The sequence below is a fragment of the Rufibacter roseolus genome (assembly GCF_017916365.1).
GTDB classification, from domain to species: Bacteria; Bacteroidota; Bacteroidia; order Cytophagales; family Hymenobacteraceae; genus Nibribacter; species Nibribacter roseolus.
The window spans coordinates 1,283,137-1,299,543 of the sequence record NZ_JAFMSU010000002.1 but is presented as its reverse complement, the minus strand read 5'-3'; the positions used below and the strand labels follow the sequence as shown (position 1 = coordinate 1,299,543).

Annotated in this window: 17 protein-coding genes; 15 read left to right on the top strand and 2 right to left on the bottom strand. The window is 49.9% G+C overall.

Annotated features, from left to right (window positions below; genetic code table 11):
* Positions 1-39 precede the first annotated feature (39 nt).
* From J3P35_RS14355 to J3P35_RS14345, 3 genes are all read left to right on the top strand, one after another.
* Positions 40-2,019: a S41 family peptidase gene (locus J3P35_RS14355; protein ID WP_210465266.1), complete on the top strand. Its 1,980-nt coding sequence runs from the start codon at positions 40-42 to the stop codon at positions 2,017-2,019.
* A gap of 264 nt (positions 2,020-2,283) precedes the next feature.
* The gene (locus J3P35_RS14350) at positions 2,284-3,210 is read left to right on the top strand and encodes a GlxA family transcriptional regulator (RefSeq protein WP_210465265.1); all 927 of its coding nucleotides are present in this window, start codon (positions 2,284-2,286) and stop codon (positions 3,208-3,210) included.
* Positions 3,211-3,313: 103 nt separating this feature from the next.
* Positions 3,314-4,819 carry a serine hydrolase gene (locus tag J3P35_RS14345; protein WP_210465264.1) on the top strand — a complete coding sequence of 502 codons (1,506 nt, stop codon included), beginning with the start codon at positions 3,314-3,316 and terminating at the stop codon, positions 4,817-4,819.
* An 18-nt stretch (positions 4,820-4,837) separates the two neighbouring features.
* Here J3P35_RS14345 and J3P35_RS14340 read toward each other — a convergent pair whose 3' ends face one another.
* Positions 4,838-6,931: a S9 family peptidase gene (locus tag J3P35_RS14340; RefSeq protein WP_246850219.1), complete on the bottom strand. Its 2,094-nt coding sequence runs from the start codon at positions 6,929-6,931 to the stop codon at positions 4,838-4,840.
* 142 nt (positions 6,932-7,073) lie between these two features.
* Here J3P35_RS14340 and J3P35_RS14335 point away from each other — a divergent pair, with 142 nt between their 5' ends.
* The 8 genes from J3P35_RS14335 (at position 7,074) to J3P35_RS14300 (ending at position 12,110) form a co-directional block, all read left to right on the top strand.
* Positions 7,074-7,235, top strand: coding sequence for a PH domain-containing protein (locus tag J3P35_RS14335; RefSeq protein WP_210465263.1), 162 nt, complete (start codon positions 7,074-7,076; stop codon positions 7,233-7,235).
* Between the two features lie 5 nt (positions 7,236-7,240).
* Positions 7,241-8,707, top strand: a complete 1,467-nt coding sequence (locus tag J3P35_RS14330) for a carbohydrate-binding protein (protein ID WP_246850218.1) — start codon at positions 7,241-7,243, stop codon at positions 8,705-8,707.
* A gap of 417 nt (positions 8,708-9,124) precedes the next feature.
* The gene (locus J3P35_RS14325) at positions 9,125-9,520 is read left to right on the top strand and encodes a hypothetical protein (RefSeq protein WP_210465261.1); all 396 of its coding nucleotides are present in this window, start codon (positions 9,125-9,127) and stop codon (positions 9,518-9,520) included.
* 4 nt (positions 9,521-9,524) lie between these two features.
* Positions 9,525-9,905, top strand: coding sequence for a PH domain-containing protein (locus tag J3P35_RS14320; RefSeq protein WP_210465260.1), 381 nt, complete (start codon positions 9,525-9,527; stop codon positions 9,903-9,905).
* Between the two features lie 51 nt (positions 9,906-9,956).
* On the top strand, positions 9,957-10,619 hold the full coding sequence (locus tag J3P35_RS14315; protein ID WP_210465259.1) for a DUF5025 domain-containing protein: 663 nt from the start codon (positions 9,957-9,959) through the stop codon (positions 10,617-10,619).
* Between the two features lie 323 nt (positions 10,620-10,942).
* Positions 10,943-11,326: a methionine-R-sulfoxide reductase gene (locus J3P35_RS14310; RefSeq protein ID WP_210465258.1), complete on the top strand. Its 384-nt coding sequence runs from the start codon at positions 10,943-10,945 to the stop codon at positions 11,324-11,326.
* Positions 11,327-11,341: 15 nt separating this feature from the next.
* On the top strand, positions 11,342-11,821 hold the full coding sequence (locus J3P35_RS14305) for an AAA family ATPase (protein WP_210465257.1): 480 nt from the start codon (positions 11,342-11,344) through the stop codon (positions 11,819-11,821).
* Entirely contained in the window at positions 11,790-12,110 is a 321-nt protein-coding gene (locus J3P35_RS14300) for a peptide-methionine (R)-S-oxide reductase (protein WP_210465256.1), read from the top strand. Before J3P35_RS14305 ends, J3P35_RS14300 begins: the two co-directional genes overlap by 32 nt.
* Positions 12,111-12,531: 421 nt before the next feature.
* Here J3P35_RS14300 and msrA read toward each other — a convergent pair whose 3' ends face one another.
* Complete coding sequence (gene msrA, locus J3P35_RS14295; RefSeq protein ID WP_210465255.1) at positions 12,532-13,257, bottom strand: peptide-methionine (S)-S-oxide reductase MsrA; 726 nt, start codon at positions 13,255-13,257, stop codon at positions 12,532-12,534.
* Positions 13,258-13,576: 319 nt separating this feature from the next.
* Here msrA and J3P35_RS14290 point away from each other — a divergent pair, with 319 nt between their 5' ends.
* The 4 genes from J3P35_RS14290 to J3P35_RS14275 are packed head-to-tail and all read left to right on the top strand — an operon-like array spanning position 13,577 to position 16,329.
* Positions 13,577-14,431, top strand: coding sequence for an ABC transporter ATP-binding protein (locus J3P35_RS14290; protein WP_210465254.1), 855 nt, complete (start codon positions 13,577-13,579; stop codon positions 14,429-14,431).
* Positions 14,415-15,191, top strand: a complete 777-nt coding sequence (locus J3P35_RS14285) for a hypothetical protein (RefSeq protein WP_210465253.1) — start codon at positions 14,415-14,417, stop codon at positions 15,189-15,191. The genes J3P35_RS14290 and J3P35_RS14285 overlap by 17 nt, the downstream gene beginning before the upstream one ends.
* Before the next feature lie 16 nt (positions 15,192-15,207).
* Positions 15,208-15,585, top strand: a complete 378-nt coding sequence (locus J3P35_RS14280) for a GntR family transcriptional regulator (RefSeq protein ID WP_210465252.1) — start codon at positions 15,208-15,210, stop codon at positions 15,583-15,585.
* Between the two features lie 6 nt (positions 15,586-15,591).
* Entirely contained in the window at positions 15,592-16,329 is a 738-nt protein-coding gene (locus tag J3P35_RS14275; protein WP_210465251.1) for a head GIN domain-containing protein, read from the top strand.
* Positions 16,330-16,407 lie beyond the last annotated feature (78 nt).

Here is a 16,407-nt window from a genome sequence, read left to right as displayed (position 1 = left end):
TACTTGCCAATTGGGCCGAGGCAGGAAAAGATATTCATTATGAGAAACAGCTACAGAAAACTTCCCCTTGTCTTAGGAACATACAACCTCTGGCTCAGGCTGCAGATACTGCTTTGGGTTCTGGGCTTTGGGCTACTCAGCCAAAGCGGCGCCTGGGCTCAGGATAAGGATAACTTGGACACCGAAAAGCAGTTGTACTTCTTCCGCATCTGGGGCCACCTGAAGTACTACCATCCGGCCTCTGCCATGGGGCAGTTGAAAGCCGATTCATTGTTTCTGGCCAACCTGGCCAAGGTAGACTCAGCCAAAACCCAGAAGCAGGTGAATGCCGTGTTCAAGCAGCTTTTGAACGAAGTGGGCGTGCCGGCCGGAGATAAAGCCGGTCCGCAGAAAGACAACCCCAAAGGCGCTTTCCTGCTCAAGAACCTGGACGATTCCTGGCGCACCAAATCGAAGTTCCTTTCCTCTGATAACCGGAAAATGCTCAACCAGATTTTTGAGCGCCGCTACACCGGGGATAAGCACTATTACACCTACATCCGCAATAACCCGTACGGCGGCACCATGCCCCATGAACCGGAATACGCCTTTGACCCGAAGGAGAACCTGCCGTACCCGCTCCGGATGTTGGCCCTGGCCAAGTTCAAGGCCTTTGTAGACTACCTGTACCCCTACAAGCACCTCATGGACGAGAACTGGGATGCGGTCATCAGTCTGTACATTCCGCAGTTTGCCCAGTGCGAGACCCGCGAAGAGTACGAGCGGCTGCTGCTGGGCGTGAACGCCCGCCTGGATGATACCCAGGCCTACTCGTTTTTCCGGCAACTGCACCACCGCGAGAAGCTCTTCAAAAACCATTACTACCCGCCTTTTGACTACCAGGTGGCCGAGAAGAAGATCGTGGTTACCGCCGTTATTGATGAGGCCCTCTGCAAGCGCTCCAACATCCGCCGGGGCGATATCATAGAAGGCCTGGACAGTGTCTCAGTGGCTGAGTGGGTGGGGGCCCTGGATGCGCTGCTGTCGGTGTCTAATGAGTCCAGCCTATGGGCACGGGTAGGAGAGTGGGGCGATAACCTGCTGTTCCGCTCAGAAGACGCCACCATGAATGTGCAGCTCACCCGCGGCGAGGAACAACTCAGTACCACCCTCCGGCTCATGGACCCCTCGCAGGCCGTCAAAGCCAAACTCATTGACGCTTACTTTAAAAAGAAGCAGGCAGTACCCGCCAAAAAGAGCAAAGGCCTGGCCTACGCCGCTAAAGGCATTGTGCACTTCAAGATTGACGATACTTTCCGCCTCATTAAAGACGAGACCTCAGAGGAGGATTACCGCCTCATGGACTCACTTTTCACCCGCGCCACCAAGGCCAAAGGCATCATCTTTGACATGCGCGGCGAGCCAGATAACAGTGATTTCGTGTTCCATTACGTGTACAAGAAATTCGGGAAGAAGAACCACTACTTTGCCCGCTACTTCCAGCTGAACCCGTACCAGGTAGGCTCTTACCGCCTGCTTACCCAACCCGAGGTCTATTACCCCACAGACATCACCCCCGATGAGGAGACCTATAACGGCAAGGTGGTGATTCTGGTGGACGGTACCACCCAAAGCATCAGCGAGTGGCACACCATGAGTTTGCAGCGCCTGTTCCCCAACAGCATCACTCTAGGCGAGCAGTCTGCCGGCGCCGACGGTGATGTGAAGCGCATAAACCTGCCCGGCAAATACGTGGTGGCGCTCTCGGGCAACGGCATCTATTACCCCAACAACAATGTAACCCAGCGCCTGGGCGTACGCCTGGATGAGCAGGTGCATCCCACCCTAAAAGGCGTGCTCGCCAAAAAAGACGAGTTACTGGCGAAAGCCATTGAGCTGATTGGGGAAGAGGAGAAAGCGGATGACAAGCCAGTTGAGGCTAAAAAGGAAGAGACCAAGAAGACGGATGCCAAAAAGCCCGAGACGAAGAAAATAGAAGCGAAGAAGGCGGAGCTTAAGAAAAGCAAGGCTTCATCCTGAGGTAAAAGCTTCCATTCCAAAATATAGCTAACTGTTCATGAGTAGGTTAAACTGCTGTGTTTTTGACGTATGTCCAAAAGAACCTGGAAAGCTCCGCTTTAATCTAAGACTGGTTAGCTTTTCCAAATTTGTATATTTACAAAGAATTACAACCCGTTACCTTTCGCCTACCTACCTGCTTGCACAAATAAGACAAAGGAGCTAAGAGCCGCATGTCGCTTTAGAGGTAACCTTCAAACAGGTAAGAGGCTGCCCTCCCCACGCATGAAAATCGTCTTCGTAGTCCCTCCACAAGTTCACTTGCTTGACATCACTGGTCCTGCTCATATTTTCTATGAGGCTAAGGTGTTCCACCCTGAACTTGAGTTGTGCTTCGCCTCCATTGGCTCATCAGCTGAGGTTGAGAGTTCCGCCGGACTTTTCTTCTCTAGGCTCGTCCCCTTCAACTCTTATTCTCTAAGCACAGGTGACTATATTTTCATCCCTGGCATAGACTACACCATCTTGTCCAATCCCACTTTCCTGGATTCTGCGCAAGATTTCTTTGGGTGGATAAGAGAGCAGCATGCCTCAGGGGCGAACATCTGCTCCGTATGCACGGGTGCATTTCTTGTGGCTGAGGCGGGCCTGCTGAACCAGAGGTCTTGCACCACCCACTGGGGGTATTTCTCCAGGTTTACCGCCCGGTTCCCGGAGGCGGGACTGAAGCGCAACCGTCTTTTTGTGGAAGACAGGGGAGTCTTCACCAGCGCGGGCGTAAGTTCCGGCATTGACCTTTCCTTGTTTATCTTGGAGCGGCTGTTTGGGCAGAGACTGGCTTATGAGGTCGCCAAGATCACGGTGGTATATTCCCGAAGGGGAGCTGATGACCCGCAGCTGAGTGTTTTCCTGCGCCACGGGAACCATCTGGAAGACAGGGTACACGCTGCCCAGCAGTACATCTTTGAACACCTAGGAGAGAAACTGCTGACCGCAACCATCGCCGACCATGTCAACATGAGCCCACGGAACCTCACCCGCCTTTTCAAGAAAGCGACCGGATTGACCATTGGCGAGTACCTTAACAAGGTAAGGGCAGAGAAGGCTGGCCATCTGCTTAGAGAAGGCTATAAGCTAGACTACGTAGCAGCGCAATGTGGCTTTGAGGGTGATAGCCAGCTCAGGAAAATTCTCAAGACGGTCGTTAATTAGACGGTTTATTGAGCGGCATTCTTGTTTTGTCCGGATAGAAGCCGTTTATGTCCTTCCGCCCGTTTTCCTTTGGTGGTAGCTTTGCCTCATAATAAGCATTTACATGAAGAAAGCCTTTACCACCTCCCTTTTACTCCTCCTTCTCACCACCATCCACGCCCAGGTTGATCCTCGTGTGCGGGGTATAAAAAAACAGATAGAAAAAATTTTGGAAACCACCCATACGCCCGGCTGCGCAGTAGCGGTAGTGGAGGGCAACAAGGTTCTCTATACCCAGGGTTTTGGCTACCGTGATCTCGAACGGAAAATAAAGGCGGACGCCCATACCTTGTTTCCAATTGGTTCTGTTACCAAAGCCTTCACTGCCGCGCTCCTAGGGCAGCTTAGGGATAAAGGAAAGCTTTCGTTTGAGGAAAGCCCACTGAGATATATCCAGAATCTAAAGTTCTACAATGAGCAGCTAAACCGTGAACTGATAGTCCAAGACCTACTGGCCATGCGGACAGGCCTTGCCCTACATGACAAGGCTTGGTCAGGTATTCCAGTGAACGACAGGGACAGTCTGCTAAGAAGGATTCAATATCTTGAGCCTGCTCATAAACTGAGGGGAAAATGGAATTACAGTAATTTCTCCTATTTTACCTTAGGAGTCATCGCTGAGAGGCTTACGGGAAAAACCTGGGAAGAAAACGTGGAATCTTCTCTCTTTAAGCCTTTAGGGATGAACAACTCAAGCTTTGGGATAAAAGGATTATCGAAGACCCAGAATGTGTCCTTAGGGTATATTTCCACCAACGGTAAAGCAGAAGAGGTTGAGTACTTAAACCTTACAGCAATGGCCCCGGCCGGGGGAATCAACAGCAATGCCCATGACATGGGCAACTGGCTGCTGGCCTGGGTCAACAAGGGAAACCTCGTGGGACAACAGGTCCTGCCGGAGCAGTATGTGGCGGAAGCCATAACCCCACAGGCAGTCATGCCAACAGGCTATTTGCCTGATGAGGAGTTCTCAGGCATGTATCAGGCAGGTTACGGCTACGGATGGATTCTTTCTGATTATAAGGGACATTACCGGGTTGAGCACGGGGGCAGTATTGACGGGTTCAGGGCATCCGTAGCATTTTTCCCGAATGAAAAGTTTGGCGTGGTGGTTTTAACGAACCAAGCAAACTACGAGGCAGCCATGATGATCAGAAATACCTTTGCTGACAAACTGCTGGAGGCAAAATCAACGGATTGGTTGGCTATCTACCTGAAGAGCCAGGAGCCCAGCCAACCTGCTTCTGAACCACCATTAAATCAAAAAGCTGCGCCGTTGGCAACCACTCCATCCCATAAGGGATTGGCTGGCAATTATACGAATCCCGGTTATGGAACAATTACCATCTATTACGAGAATGGCGAGCCGTACACCTACTTTAGAAAAAGGAAGCTTATGATAGTCCCTGCCTTGACAGGAAAGGATGTTTTCCAAGCCATCACAACAACTCCTCCCTATAGGACAGCGATGCCACCGCTGCACTTCAAAAATAACCCAGAGGGCAAGGTAGTCTCCCTTTCCATCCAATTTGAAGATGGAATAAAGCCCATTGAGTTTTCCCGCGATTAATTCAGTCTGTCTCTATTTCTACTCCACCGGCAACTCTGGTTCTTTCTCACCAAAAATGTAATGATTGAACCATTGCCAGTTGTGCCAGGTGGCCGCCAGCCGCTCTTTGGGTTTGTTGATGCCGTGCCCGAAGCCTTTGTAGACGATGAGCCTGGAGGGGATACCCCGGTCCTGTAATCCGCGGTAGAGTTCGTAGGCATTAGGAATAGGCACCCGTTTATCAAACTCGCCATGCTGGATCAGAGTGGGCGTGCTGGCTTTGTTGATATTGGTCATAGGCGAGGTCTTGAGGTAAATCTCCATGTCTGACCAGGGAGTGGCCTGCAGATACTGACGAGTGAAGGGTGTGATATCTGTGTTGACGTAATAGGTAATCCAGTTGGAGATACCGGCGCCCACCGAGATGGCTTTGAAGCGGTTGGTGTTGGTGGTGAGAAACGCCGAGATGTAGCCGCCTTGGCTCCATCCCATAGAGCCCATGCGGGTGGTGTCAATCATGCCTTTCTTGGCCAGGTAGTCTACGCCGCTCATCACATCCCACATATCGCCCACGCCCAGGTTGCGCACGTTGAGCGACCGGAACTTCTCACCGTAGCCGGCACTGCCCCGATAGTTCACCCGCAGAACCAGTGCTCCTTTCTCCACCCATTGCAGCATGGGGTACACGTAAGAGGGCGTAGGATCTGGCAGGTCTATGCCGGTGGGGCCGCCGTGAATGACAATGAGCAGAGGATATTTTTTTGTGGCGTCAAAGTTTCGGGGTTTCAGCAGCACGCCATCAATAGAGGAGCCATCGGTGCTTTGCCAGGTAATGACCTCGTTCACGGGCGTGTTCCAGCCTTTGATCTGATCAGTGGAGTTAGAGAGTTTTTTCAGGGACTTGGTCAGTTTACCGGTGTAGATTTCACCCAGATCGGCGTGGTTACGGCCGCTTACCGCCACCAGGTCGGTGTTTTTGCTGAAGGCCACGTTGTTGACCAGATCCAGGGCCAGCGGTAGGGCTTTGGTTTTGCCGGTCTTGGGATTTACCTCAAAAACCTTCTGCTTGGTTTTTTCCAGGGCATTGAGGTAGAGGCCGTTCTTATTCCAATCTAGCACAGATTTGTTTTCATCTATGGCCTGCGCTATCTCGTGGCTTTTGCCGGATTGGGTGTCATAGATGAACAGACGGTTGTTTTTGAAGAAATAGGTAGTGGAATCATTCAGGGAGCTGCTGTACACAAAAGCCTTCCCGTCTGGGCTCCATTTGCTGAAGAAATCACCAGTTGGGTTAGAGATGAGGGTTTTGACTTCTTTGGTATCTGCGTTGATGGTGGCAATGTCTGACCGTAGGCTGCTGTTGATAAGCGGATTAGGCTGCTTATTGAAGGCGATGGTTTTGCCGTCTGGGTTCCAGGCAAAGCTGGTGACGTGGAAATTGCCGGAGGTCAGCTTCCTGGCTACCGGTAGCTTGATGCAATCATGCGGCGGAGATGGCGGGGTGGTCGCTGTCTGGAGAGAGTCTTTCTTAGCGGGGTAACACGGCACCTGTCCGGCCAGCGCGATGGAGTCATAGTGGAAGTTCAGTAACCAGAGATGGCTCTGCTTGAATTCCTCGCCCTCAATAGCAAAGGCTCCGTAGCGTTCCTTCATGGTTTTATCCTTTTTGCTTTCCGCTTCGGCTTTGGTATAGGCCAGCCTTTTACCGTCGGGGCTCCACTCATAATTGCCCACGCCGTCCTCATCTTTGGTGACCTGCAGCGCCTCACCGCCGGTCACTGGAATGATGTACAGCTGGTTTTTCTCACCCCGGTCGGCCAGGAAACTCACGAACTTGCTGTCTGGGGTAATACGGGCCGAAGTGCTGCTGCCTTTGGCCGTGCGGGTGAGGGGCTGGGGAGCGGCGCCATTGCGTGAAAGCCACAACTCGGTGTCATAGGCGTTGTTGGTCCAATCTGTGCTGGTGACACTGTAGACCACGGTTTTGCCGTCCGGCGAAATAAGGGGTGAACCCACCTGCTTCAGGCTGATGACTTTCTCAAATGGGATGGAGGAACCCTGTTGGGCCATTCCTTGCCCTGTAAGCCCCAGGAACAAAAGGAAAACGAACCCGAATTTCAAAAAGGTGGCCATAGATTTGGTTTGTCTTGGAAGAAGTTGTGCGCACAGGATTTTAACATTAATAAATTAAACAATTTTGTTGCATAAAGGCTAATTTATCGTACTATTAATAAACTTGGTACTTTTCTATCCTTCCAACTAAGACTCTGAGAACATGGGCTTAATTTCTGCCATTCTTGGAAACGCCGGTGCTGTTAGCCAGGAAGAATTATTTAGGAAATTTGGCAAGCTTCTCACCGACCGGGAAGAAATAGAATTGGGTTTCAGATTGTTCCGGTACACGTTTATTTTCACCACCAAAGAGTCATCTTCATAGGAACTATGACAAAACTCAAGCCACTTCTATCGTTGACATTCTTGGCTCTCGGCACATATCCTATCCCCGCCGAAGCTAAGCAGAGACCCTACTTCGGTGCACCACTTGAGCTTCCGGCCCGGGTGGAAGGGGAGAACTTCGACCGCGGCGGCAGGAAAGTCGCTTACTATGATACTACCCGTGGAAATCGCGACCGTGCTTATCGCAGGAAGGAGGACGTGGACATTGCCCGTAACGTCCTCACCAATGGCTTTCACATCAGTGCTATCAGGAGCGGCGAGTGGCTGGAATACACGGTCAAGGTTGAGACCTCCGGCGAGTATGATTTTACGGCATCCGTTGCCACCACCGCTGCCGGCAAGAGCTTCCAGATGCTCATTGACGGTGTCAACCTAATGGGGAATATCATGGTCCCCAACCGGGGCAGCTATCATAGCTACTCTCTCACCGACCCCAAACGCGTGAAACTGAGCGCTGGTCAGCATCTGCTGCGTTTCCAGACTCAGTCTGAATATTTTGATGTTGATTTCTTCGAATTCAAAAAAGTAAGCACTGATCCGCCGCCGCCTACCGCCAAAGTGAACCTGATCCTTGACCTGGATATCATCAACGACTCTGACGATGCAGGGGCTTTGGCCGTGGTGCACAGCCTGATGCGGTCCGGCGAGGTCAATGTCCTCGCGATGATGATCACGGTGTCTTATCCGCACAGCGCCCTGGCCACCGATGCGATCAATACTTACTTCGGGCGCCCCAAAATCCCGATAGGGATCCTGAAGGATAATACACTACTCGCCACTGGCGGCTGGTACAATCAAATTTCCCACAACTTTCCCCACGATCTTTCCCACGCCCCCAATGCGACGGAACTCTACCATAAAATTCTATCTAAACAGCCGGATAAGAGTGTCGTGATCGCGAGCATAGGGCCGCTCCGCAACCTGGATAACCTGATGTTATCGTCGGGCGGAATGGACCTGATCCGGCGCAAAGTGAGGAGGTGGGTGGCCGCAGGCGGCCGCATCAGCGAAGACGGCTCTACCGGGACTTCCTTTAATTACAAAATGTCGGGCGCCAGCACCCAACGGGTCATCAACCATTGGCCGGGAGAGGTCTGGTTTGTGCCCAACCAGGTGGGTGACAACATCGCGACAGGAAATCGGCTGCTGGCGGCTAAATCCAACTCTAATCCCGTGCGCAAGGCTTATGAAATAGCAAAGAGCCGATACGACGGCCCTGATTTCCGGCCGAGCTGGGACCAGATGGGCGTGCTGGTTGCAGTGCGGGGCCTCTGGGGCGGGAAGCTGACCTCCGTGACTAGCGGCCAACTGAGATCTGATTCGGGCGGCAACGTCTCCTGGAAATATCCGTCGGCCACTCACCCAGACAAAAATCACCACTTGATCAAGCTTAATGCGAGCACGTCAGAGATGAGCACCATTATAGAGAAAATGATGATGATTGATCCGTGAGGTGGAGAACTACTGTTCCTGAAAATGAGAGAGGGCTGCTTCGTTCTTTGTGACCTGCAGCGCCTCTGCGCCGCGGGAAGCCAAAACTCAGTACCATAGGCGTTATTCGTTTAGTCGAGGCTGGTGGCACTGGCAAGCTATTGATTTAGCACACTCTGTGGCTTGGCTTCTAAATAGCTTGTACTCAATAAATTAAAACTTTACTTGTAAATAGGTAATATCTGGTACTTTTAATATAGCAGGTGAGAGAAGGGTAAATTGAAACTAAATAATTGTTTTAGCCCCATTTTTTTAATAATGGCCAGAAAACAGAATGGATTGGTGGAAGGAACCTCCCGTGAATTTTCCCCGCTAATTATTCCTCCTGCTGGGGATTGGTTTACCAAAGCATATAAACCTGAATAAAAAGGAGCAGCCATGAATTATAGATTGATTTGTGTTTTTCTGCTCCTTTTTTGTAGCCCAGCGGTCTATAGCCAGATACCTGAGTCGGAGGTGCCAGGGGCTCCAGCAGACTACGTGGAGGTGAGCAGAAAGAATAAAACCGCAGGGTTTGTTTTCCTGACAGTAGGGGGAGTATTAGCCCTCTATGGAGCTACTGGGGATCTTTCTAAACAAGACTTACCCTTTGTCTGGCTAGGAGGATCGGTTTTTACCTTGACCAGCCTTCCGTTCTTTGCCTCTGCGGTGGAAAATGAGAAGCGAGCCAAAAACGCCAACACTTCCCTTGAAATCCGGAGGAGTCCGGATGTATATACCAAAGCTTCAAGGGCTTTCAATTCTGCTTCTATCTCCTTCCACCTTAAATTCTAGAAACATGGGCTTATTTTCAGCATTGCTCGGGAACGCCGGAGCGGTGAACCAGGAAACCTTAATTAAAGATTATGGCAAACTGCTGGCCGAGGGTGAGATGATTGAGCTGGGATTCAAGCTCATCAGGGATACCTTCATTTTTACGTCTAAAAGGTTGATCCTCATTGAAGTGCAGGGCCTCACTGGAAATAAGGTGGAATACCTTTCTGTCTCCTACAAAAGCATCTCCAGGTTCAGTGTGGAAACGGCCGGGACCTTTGAGTTGGACGCCGAACTCAAGATCTGGGTTTCAAGTGAGGTGGAGCCCAGCATCCGGAAGAAATTCAACAAGGCCGTAGATGTCTACGAAGTGCAGAAAGTGCTGGCTATGCATGTGCTGCGGTAACAAAAGGTAATCTAAGTAATAGCTTTCAAGTGACCGGAAGCCTGTTTAAATATGATAGTTCTATCAAAATTAAATAAAGGAAGAGATACTCCTATGAAAATAAAAGCCACCTTCGCTTCAATTCTCATTTTAGGTTTAGCTGGTTGCCAGAAAGATGCCCCTGACCCAGAGCCTGAACCTACACCTCTAACCTCTTTCAGTATGAAGGTGAATGAAAGTCATTGGGAGCCTAGCCAAGTTGGGGATAATACATGCCTCCGTACCTTTCATGGAGCATGGTCAGCCTTAACAAAAGATGGTGAGGAGCAACCCTTTTTCACCATTTTGGCCTACAAAGATCCCAGAGCTTTAGGAAACTATAATAGCGAAAACAACCTCCGGATGCAGTTCATGAATGTAAAAGGCAAGGGAGCTTACCCCATCTTGGGTACATATAAACAGGAATTTACCTCTTACGTGGCATTTAACGTTAACAAGCCCGGACAGCCTACCAAACATTACGTGAACAGAACTGACAAGCCTAATTTTACCATTAGGGTAGAGGAGCTTTACCGTATTGAGAACGCACATTTGAAAGGGATCAACGGAACCTTCCAAGGCGTTTTGTACAACGAGCAGGATCTCTCAGATTCACTTGTGGTGGAACAAGGAAAGTTTTCCTTCGGGAAAGTGAATTGGTATAATTTCGACCAATGTGCTCCTGAAAATGAGTAGCAGAAACTATTAAAAGACTGCCCAATTTATCGTCCACTTCCGTTACCTGGCTAGTCAGTGGGATGCTGATTCTTCTTCTGTTTGTCTTTTATTTTTGGTTTTTACCGGTTACGGTTTGCGAGGGAGCATGATCAAAGCCGGTTTTTAAAACAACAAACGCCACTTCATCATCTGAGGTGGCGTTTGTTGTTTTAAGGCAGTTTCCTAAAAAATACCGCCAAAAGAGAATGCCGGAATTCTCCCTACTTTTGCCTTGTTACCTAATCAACAACGAGACCTGGCCAAAGTCAGTATTAGTAGCAGAAGTAAACAGCAAGAGAACCATGGAAAACGAAGATAAAAAATACAACCAACTCACTCCCGAGGAAGAATACGTGATCCTGCACAAAGGCACGGAGCGCCCTTTTACCGGCAAACTGTACACCGTGAAGGAACCCGGCACTTATATCTGCCGCCGCTGTAACGCCCCACTGTACCGCTCAGAAGATAAGTTTGAGTCGCACTGCGGCTGGCCCAGCTTTGACGATGAGATTCCGGGTGCCGTGACCCGCGTACCGGATGCCGATGGCCGCCGCACCGAGATTGTCTGCTCCAATTGCGGCGGACACCTGGGGCACGTGTTTCTGGGAGAGCGTTTCACCGCCAAGAATACCCGCCACTGCGTTAATTCCATCTCCATGGCCTTTGTGCCGGCCCAGGAAAAATAACCAAAACCGAAGCGGGTGGAGGCCATTCTGTTTATAGGCATGCAGGCATCGGGGAAGTCAACGTTCTACAAGAAGCACTTCTTCAATTCCCACGTGCGCATCAGCATGGACCTGCTCAAGACCCGCAACCGGGAGCGCCAGTTTTTGCAGGTTTGCCTGAAAACGACCGCAAAACTGGTCATTGACAACACCAACCCCCGCAAGGAAGACCGCCAGCAGTACATTCCGCTGCTGAAGGAGCGGCGCTACCAGGTGATTGGGTATTATTTCCAAACGTCGCTGCCCGAGGCGCTGGCCCGAAACCGCGCCCGCGAAGGGAAAGACAAAGTCAAAGACGTTGCCTTGTATGACGTGCGCAAAAAGCTGGAGCCGCCCTCTTTCGCAGAAGGCTTCGACCGGCTTTTTAGCGTACGCATCCACGGCGATGGTTTTGAGGTAACCGAATGGAGAAAAGAAGAAGGGCATGTTCCAGAACCGCAAGATAGACTGGGCTAAAAACGGCCAGAACCAGGAAGTGGGCATCTACGTCTGCAGCCGCTGCGGCAATCCCCTGTTTTCCTCTCACCAGAAGTTCGACTCCAAAACCGGTTTCCCCAGCTTCTGGGGGCACCTGGAGCAGAACGTCCAAAAACAACTCCTGGACACCTACGGCCGAGACCGCATCCAACTCCTCTGCCACCAATGCGGCCTGCACCTGGGCCACCTGTTCCAGGACAACAGAACCCCCTCCCAAGTCCGCTACTGCATCAATTCAGATTCCATTCAATTGCAAAAGGAAGATTGAGAAGTGCCTGAGCTAAAGTAAGCTAACTTATGGGGTTTCGCTGGCGCGAGCCTCCGGCTCGTGTCCGCACGCATTGCGGATGCTTTCCCTTCCGTTTTAGGTTCGGTTTGCCATTGTCTCATAACATTTTATAAGTCATTTCTCACCCCATTTTGTCATCCTGAAAGGACCTTGATGGCAAAAGGCAACGGCATTTCTTTAACGTTTTTCTAGTTTGCCCACAAGATCTTTCCAAGATGACAAGAGAGGGAAGTTGCTATACGGTGAGTTGCTTTACAAGGCATCAGAATACCTGAACAAGTAAAAGCAGGAAGCAAAAAAAGATCAGGAATGCGTGCGGCCACGAGCCGGAGGCTCGCGCCAGCGGTGAATTGTTTTGAATCCAGATTCGAGCTTTTGCCTTTTTTTTGGGAAATCGGCTTTATAGCGCATTTGTACCTTTGGAGGGGCTTAATCCATGGCTAAAAGGAAAGCCTAGGGTGCCTTGCGCCATGAAGAGAGCCAGCATGATGTTCTGTACGGGAGCAGAAAGACCCAGGCTTGAGATTTCCTCCATGAAGATGTCCTGTTCTCCGTAGCCACCCACATATCCGTTTACCCGGGCCACCGCGGTGGAGTTATTGAAGGCTTCAAAACCAGGGTAAATCTTCTGCAGTTCGCGCAGGACCTCCGGATGCCGACGCAATTTCCATTTCTGGTGCCGTTCCTCAGCCAGGTGAAAGGTTTCGTAAGGGATAAGCTGGGTGAGCACTTTCGCTTTGAAACGCTCTTCTGCGGCTTTAATAGCGTACTGCGCGGCCTGTTGCTGCTCTGGTGAATGGTAGAAGATGGCCGAGGTGTACTGCCTTTTGCGGGGTTCCTGGGTTGGGGTATGCTTCGCAAAGGACTTTTCCAGTAACTGGGCATAGGTTACCTGCTCTGGATCAAACTCCACCTGCACGGTTTCAATATGGTCGGCGAGGTTGCGGTAGGTAGGGGCGGGGGTAGTTCCTCCGGCAAAGCCAACCTTGGTTCTGATAACTCCTTTTATGGCCCCAAACAAAGCCTCGGGGCTCCAGAAACAACCCATGGCCAGCGTGGCGGTTTGGATGTTGCTATAGCTGAGCTGGTCAAGGCGCGGGATCTTGCTTTCTTCAAATGGGTTCATAGGTTCTTTTACGGATAATTCTGAAGGACGTGAATGAGCCGCTAGTACACCTCACCTATACACCTGGTACACCTCTTTGGCTGATCCAAGAGCCCAAATTATGAGTAAACGTCCTGCTTTTCCGGGGAAAGTGGTTGATCTAAATCGGTTTCTGCTTCTGCAAAAATCGCCTTCCATAGGGTTTAGAGGCGGTTTTTTGAAAATTGGGCAGTAAACAGGATCAATCATTCAAAATTTTTTCCGCATCCGCGTTGCTTTTCTCAAAACTGTTTCTACATTTGTAGTGTACTATGTAACTAATACAGTAAACAGTGACGCTATGATACACATTGACAACTTAAGTTTCGGGTACAAGAAGGGCCACCTGCTTTTCCAGAACCTGAATTTGTCTCTCTCCAGGGGGCACATCTATGGATTGCTGGGGAAGAACGGGGCCGGAAAGTCCACGCTCTTGAAAAACATCATCGGGTTGGCGTATCCCACCGCCGGAACCTGCACCATTGATGGGGCCAATGCCGCTAAACGGTTGCCGGAAGTGCTAGCTAACCTGTACTTCATCCCCGAGGAAATCTACGTGCCTTCCACCACCACCGCCAAGTTCGTCGCCAACACGGCTCTGTTTTACCCTAAATTCGACGAGGAGCAATTCCACGCCTACCTGGCTGAGTTTGACGTACCGCGGGAATCCGTGTTGGATAAGCTTTCGTTTGGGCAGCAGAAGAAAGTGATGATCGCGTTCGGGCTGGCCACCAACACTGATCTTTTGGTCATGGATGAACCCACCAACGGACTAGACATCCCTTCTAAAGTTCAGTTCCGCAAAATCATCGCCTCGGCGCTAACAGAGGAGCGTTGCGTGATCATTTCCACCCACCAGGTTCGCGATCTGGACAGCCTCATTGATTCTTTGGTGGTGGTCCACAACCGCGAGATAGTGGTGAACCAGGAAATGGACCGGATTGCGGAAAAACTGGTCTTTGCCACCCTTCCTTCCACCGACGGTTACGAAGTGCTTTATGAGGAGGAATCTTTCCGGGGCAAAAACGTGATCATGCCCAACCACGAGGGCGTGTACAGCCGGGTAGACATGGAGCTATTCTTTAACGCCATCATCTCAGAAAACCAACCATTGCTTCAACTCTTACAACAAGAACAATATGAAAACGCAATTTAGCTTTACCCGCTTCAGGTGGTTGTTCAGGAAACATACAGCAGAGAACTACAAATTCTACCTTCTATGCGCTGCCGTTCTGGTGGGCATCATGGTTTTGTTCACGGGCTTTTTGATCATGATGGAAACACAACCGTTCACCACAGACAAACAAGCCATTGTTTTCATTTTCCTGCTTCTTGCGGCTGGGGCTATTTTCACCAGTACTATTTTTGCCCACTTAGGAGACAAGAGAAAAGCTATCGCGTCGCTTACCTTGCCGGCATCTCATCTTGAGAAGTATCTGGTTGCCTGGATCTATTCTTACGTCATCTTCCAATTGGTTTACCTGGCTTGTTTTTACCTGGTGACCTTCATCTTGGTACCGCTGGATGATTGGCAAGGGCAGGAGTTTGAAATCATGGGTTTGTTCACCAATGATGAAGGGCAGGTGACTGGTTTGGTACTGTTCTTTTTCCTGCACTCGGTGACGTTTCTGGGTTCAGTCTTCTTTGAGAAATGGCAATTTATTAAAACCGCCTTCATGTTCATTACGGTTAGCTTAATGGTAACCTTACTGAATAAGTCCATTCTGCAATCTATTTTGGGCCACAGTTTTGATGACGCTTTTCCGTTTTCAAATCTGAATTTTTCTGAGGAGGGAGAGTATTTCCAGATCCAGTTCCCGCAAGGTCAGGAGTATGTGATGGCGCTGGCTCTTTTAGGAACGGCCCTCATATTATGGGTAAGCGCCTACTTTAGGTTGAAAGAGAAAGAAGTGTAGGCTTAAGAGAATCACTATGGAATTTAGAAACAATGAGGCCATTTACCTGCAGATAGCCGCGTACGTGAGCGAGAACATTCTGCTGGGCAAATGGCTCCCCGAAGATAAAATACCTTCTGTGCGGGAGCTGGCGGTAGAACTGCAGGTGAACCCTAACACCGTCATGCGCACCTTTGAGTACCTTCAGAACCAGGAAGTCATCTATAACAAGCGGGGGATAGGCTTTTTTGTGGCCCTGGAAGGAGTGGAGAAGGTAAAAAAACACCGGAAAGAGCGTTTCCTGCAGCAGGATCTGCCCGAGTTTTTCCGCAATGTCTTCCTGCTGGATATTCCCCTGGAAGAACTGCAGGCGCGCTATGAACAATTCAAAACAGAACATTTCACCCTTAATTAGAAGATCATGAAAAAGAGTAATATTCTCATTGTGTCTGCTCTGGCCTTTTTCCTCTGCTCATTAACTGCTTTTAATTTTGTGATGAAAACAGAATATGACAAAGGCAATTACAAAGATCCGTTGAATAATTTTGTGAAGCAGGATTTTACCGGGTTCAATGCCTTAGAAGTGAACGGAGGCAGTCTAATATCGGTGAAGGTTGTACAGGGGCCTTTCAAGGTGTTTTTGCACAACCGGGTCTTGGGTCTTGTGCAAGTGAGGCAACAAGGACAGAAATTGGTGATTGACGTTAACTTGGAAAAGAAGGGTATCTGGTCTAATGGCCGGTATGTGGTGTATGTTTCCTGTCCAAATCTAAAAACATTGAATACTACCTCTCGTTACACCCTTCTGGGAAAGCCCCACCAAGAGTTGGCCAGTGTATACCCTTATGGTTTGAAAAAAGTATTGTTAGAAGAATTCAAGCAGGACAGCCTGAACATCCAGATGGACCATGCTACCGCGGTGGAACTGTTCAAAACCAACCTAGGGAAACTGAATGCAGTAGTGGGCCCTACTCCGGAAAGCAACAGTATGCTCCTTATCAGGAAAGACAACCAGATCAATGCTGCTGATCTGGACATCAGGAATCAAAGTTCTTTATATATGTTTGATGTGGTGATTCCTTCGCTCTCATATAAGTTCTCCAATACCGCAAAAGCAGAATTTACCGGATCGGCGCTAACAGCCATAAGTAAGAAATAGTATTTATCAAAGGGAGGAGGTGCTTTTTGGTTTGGGTACTTCCTTCCAATGATAAAATCCCGCTGCTCTCGTTTTCCA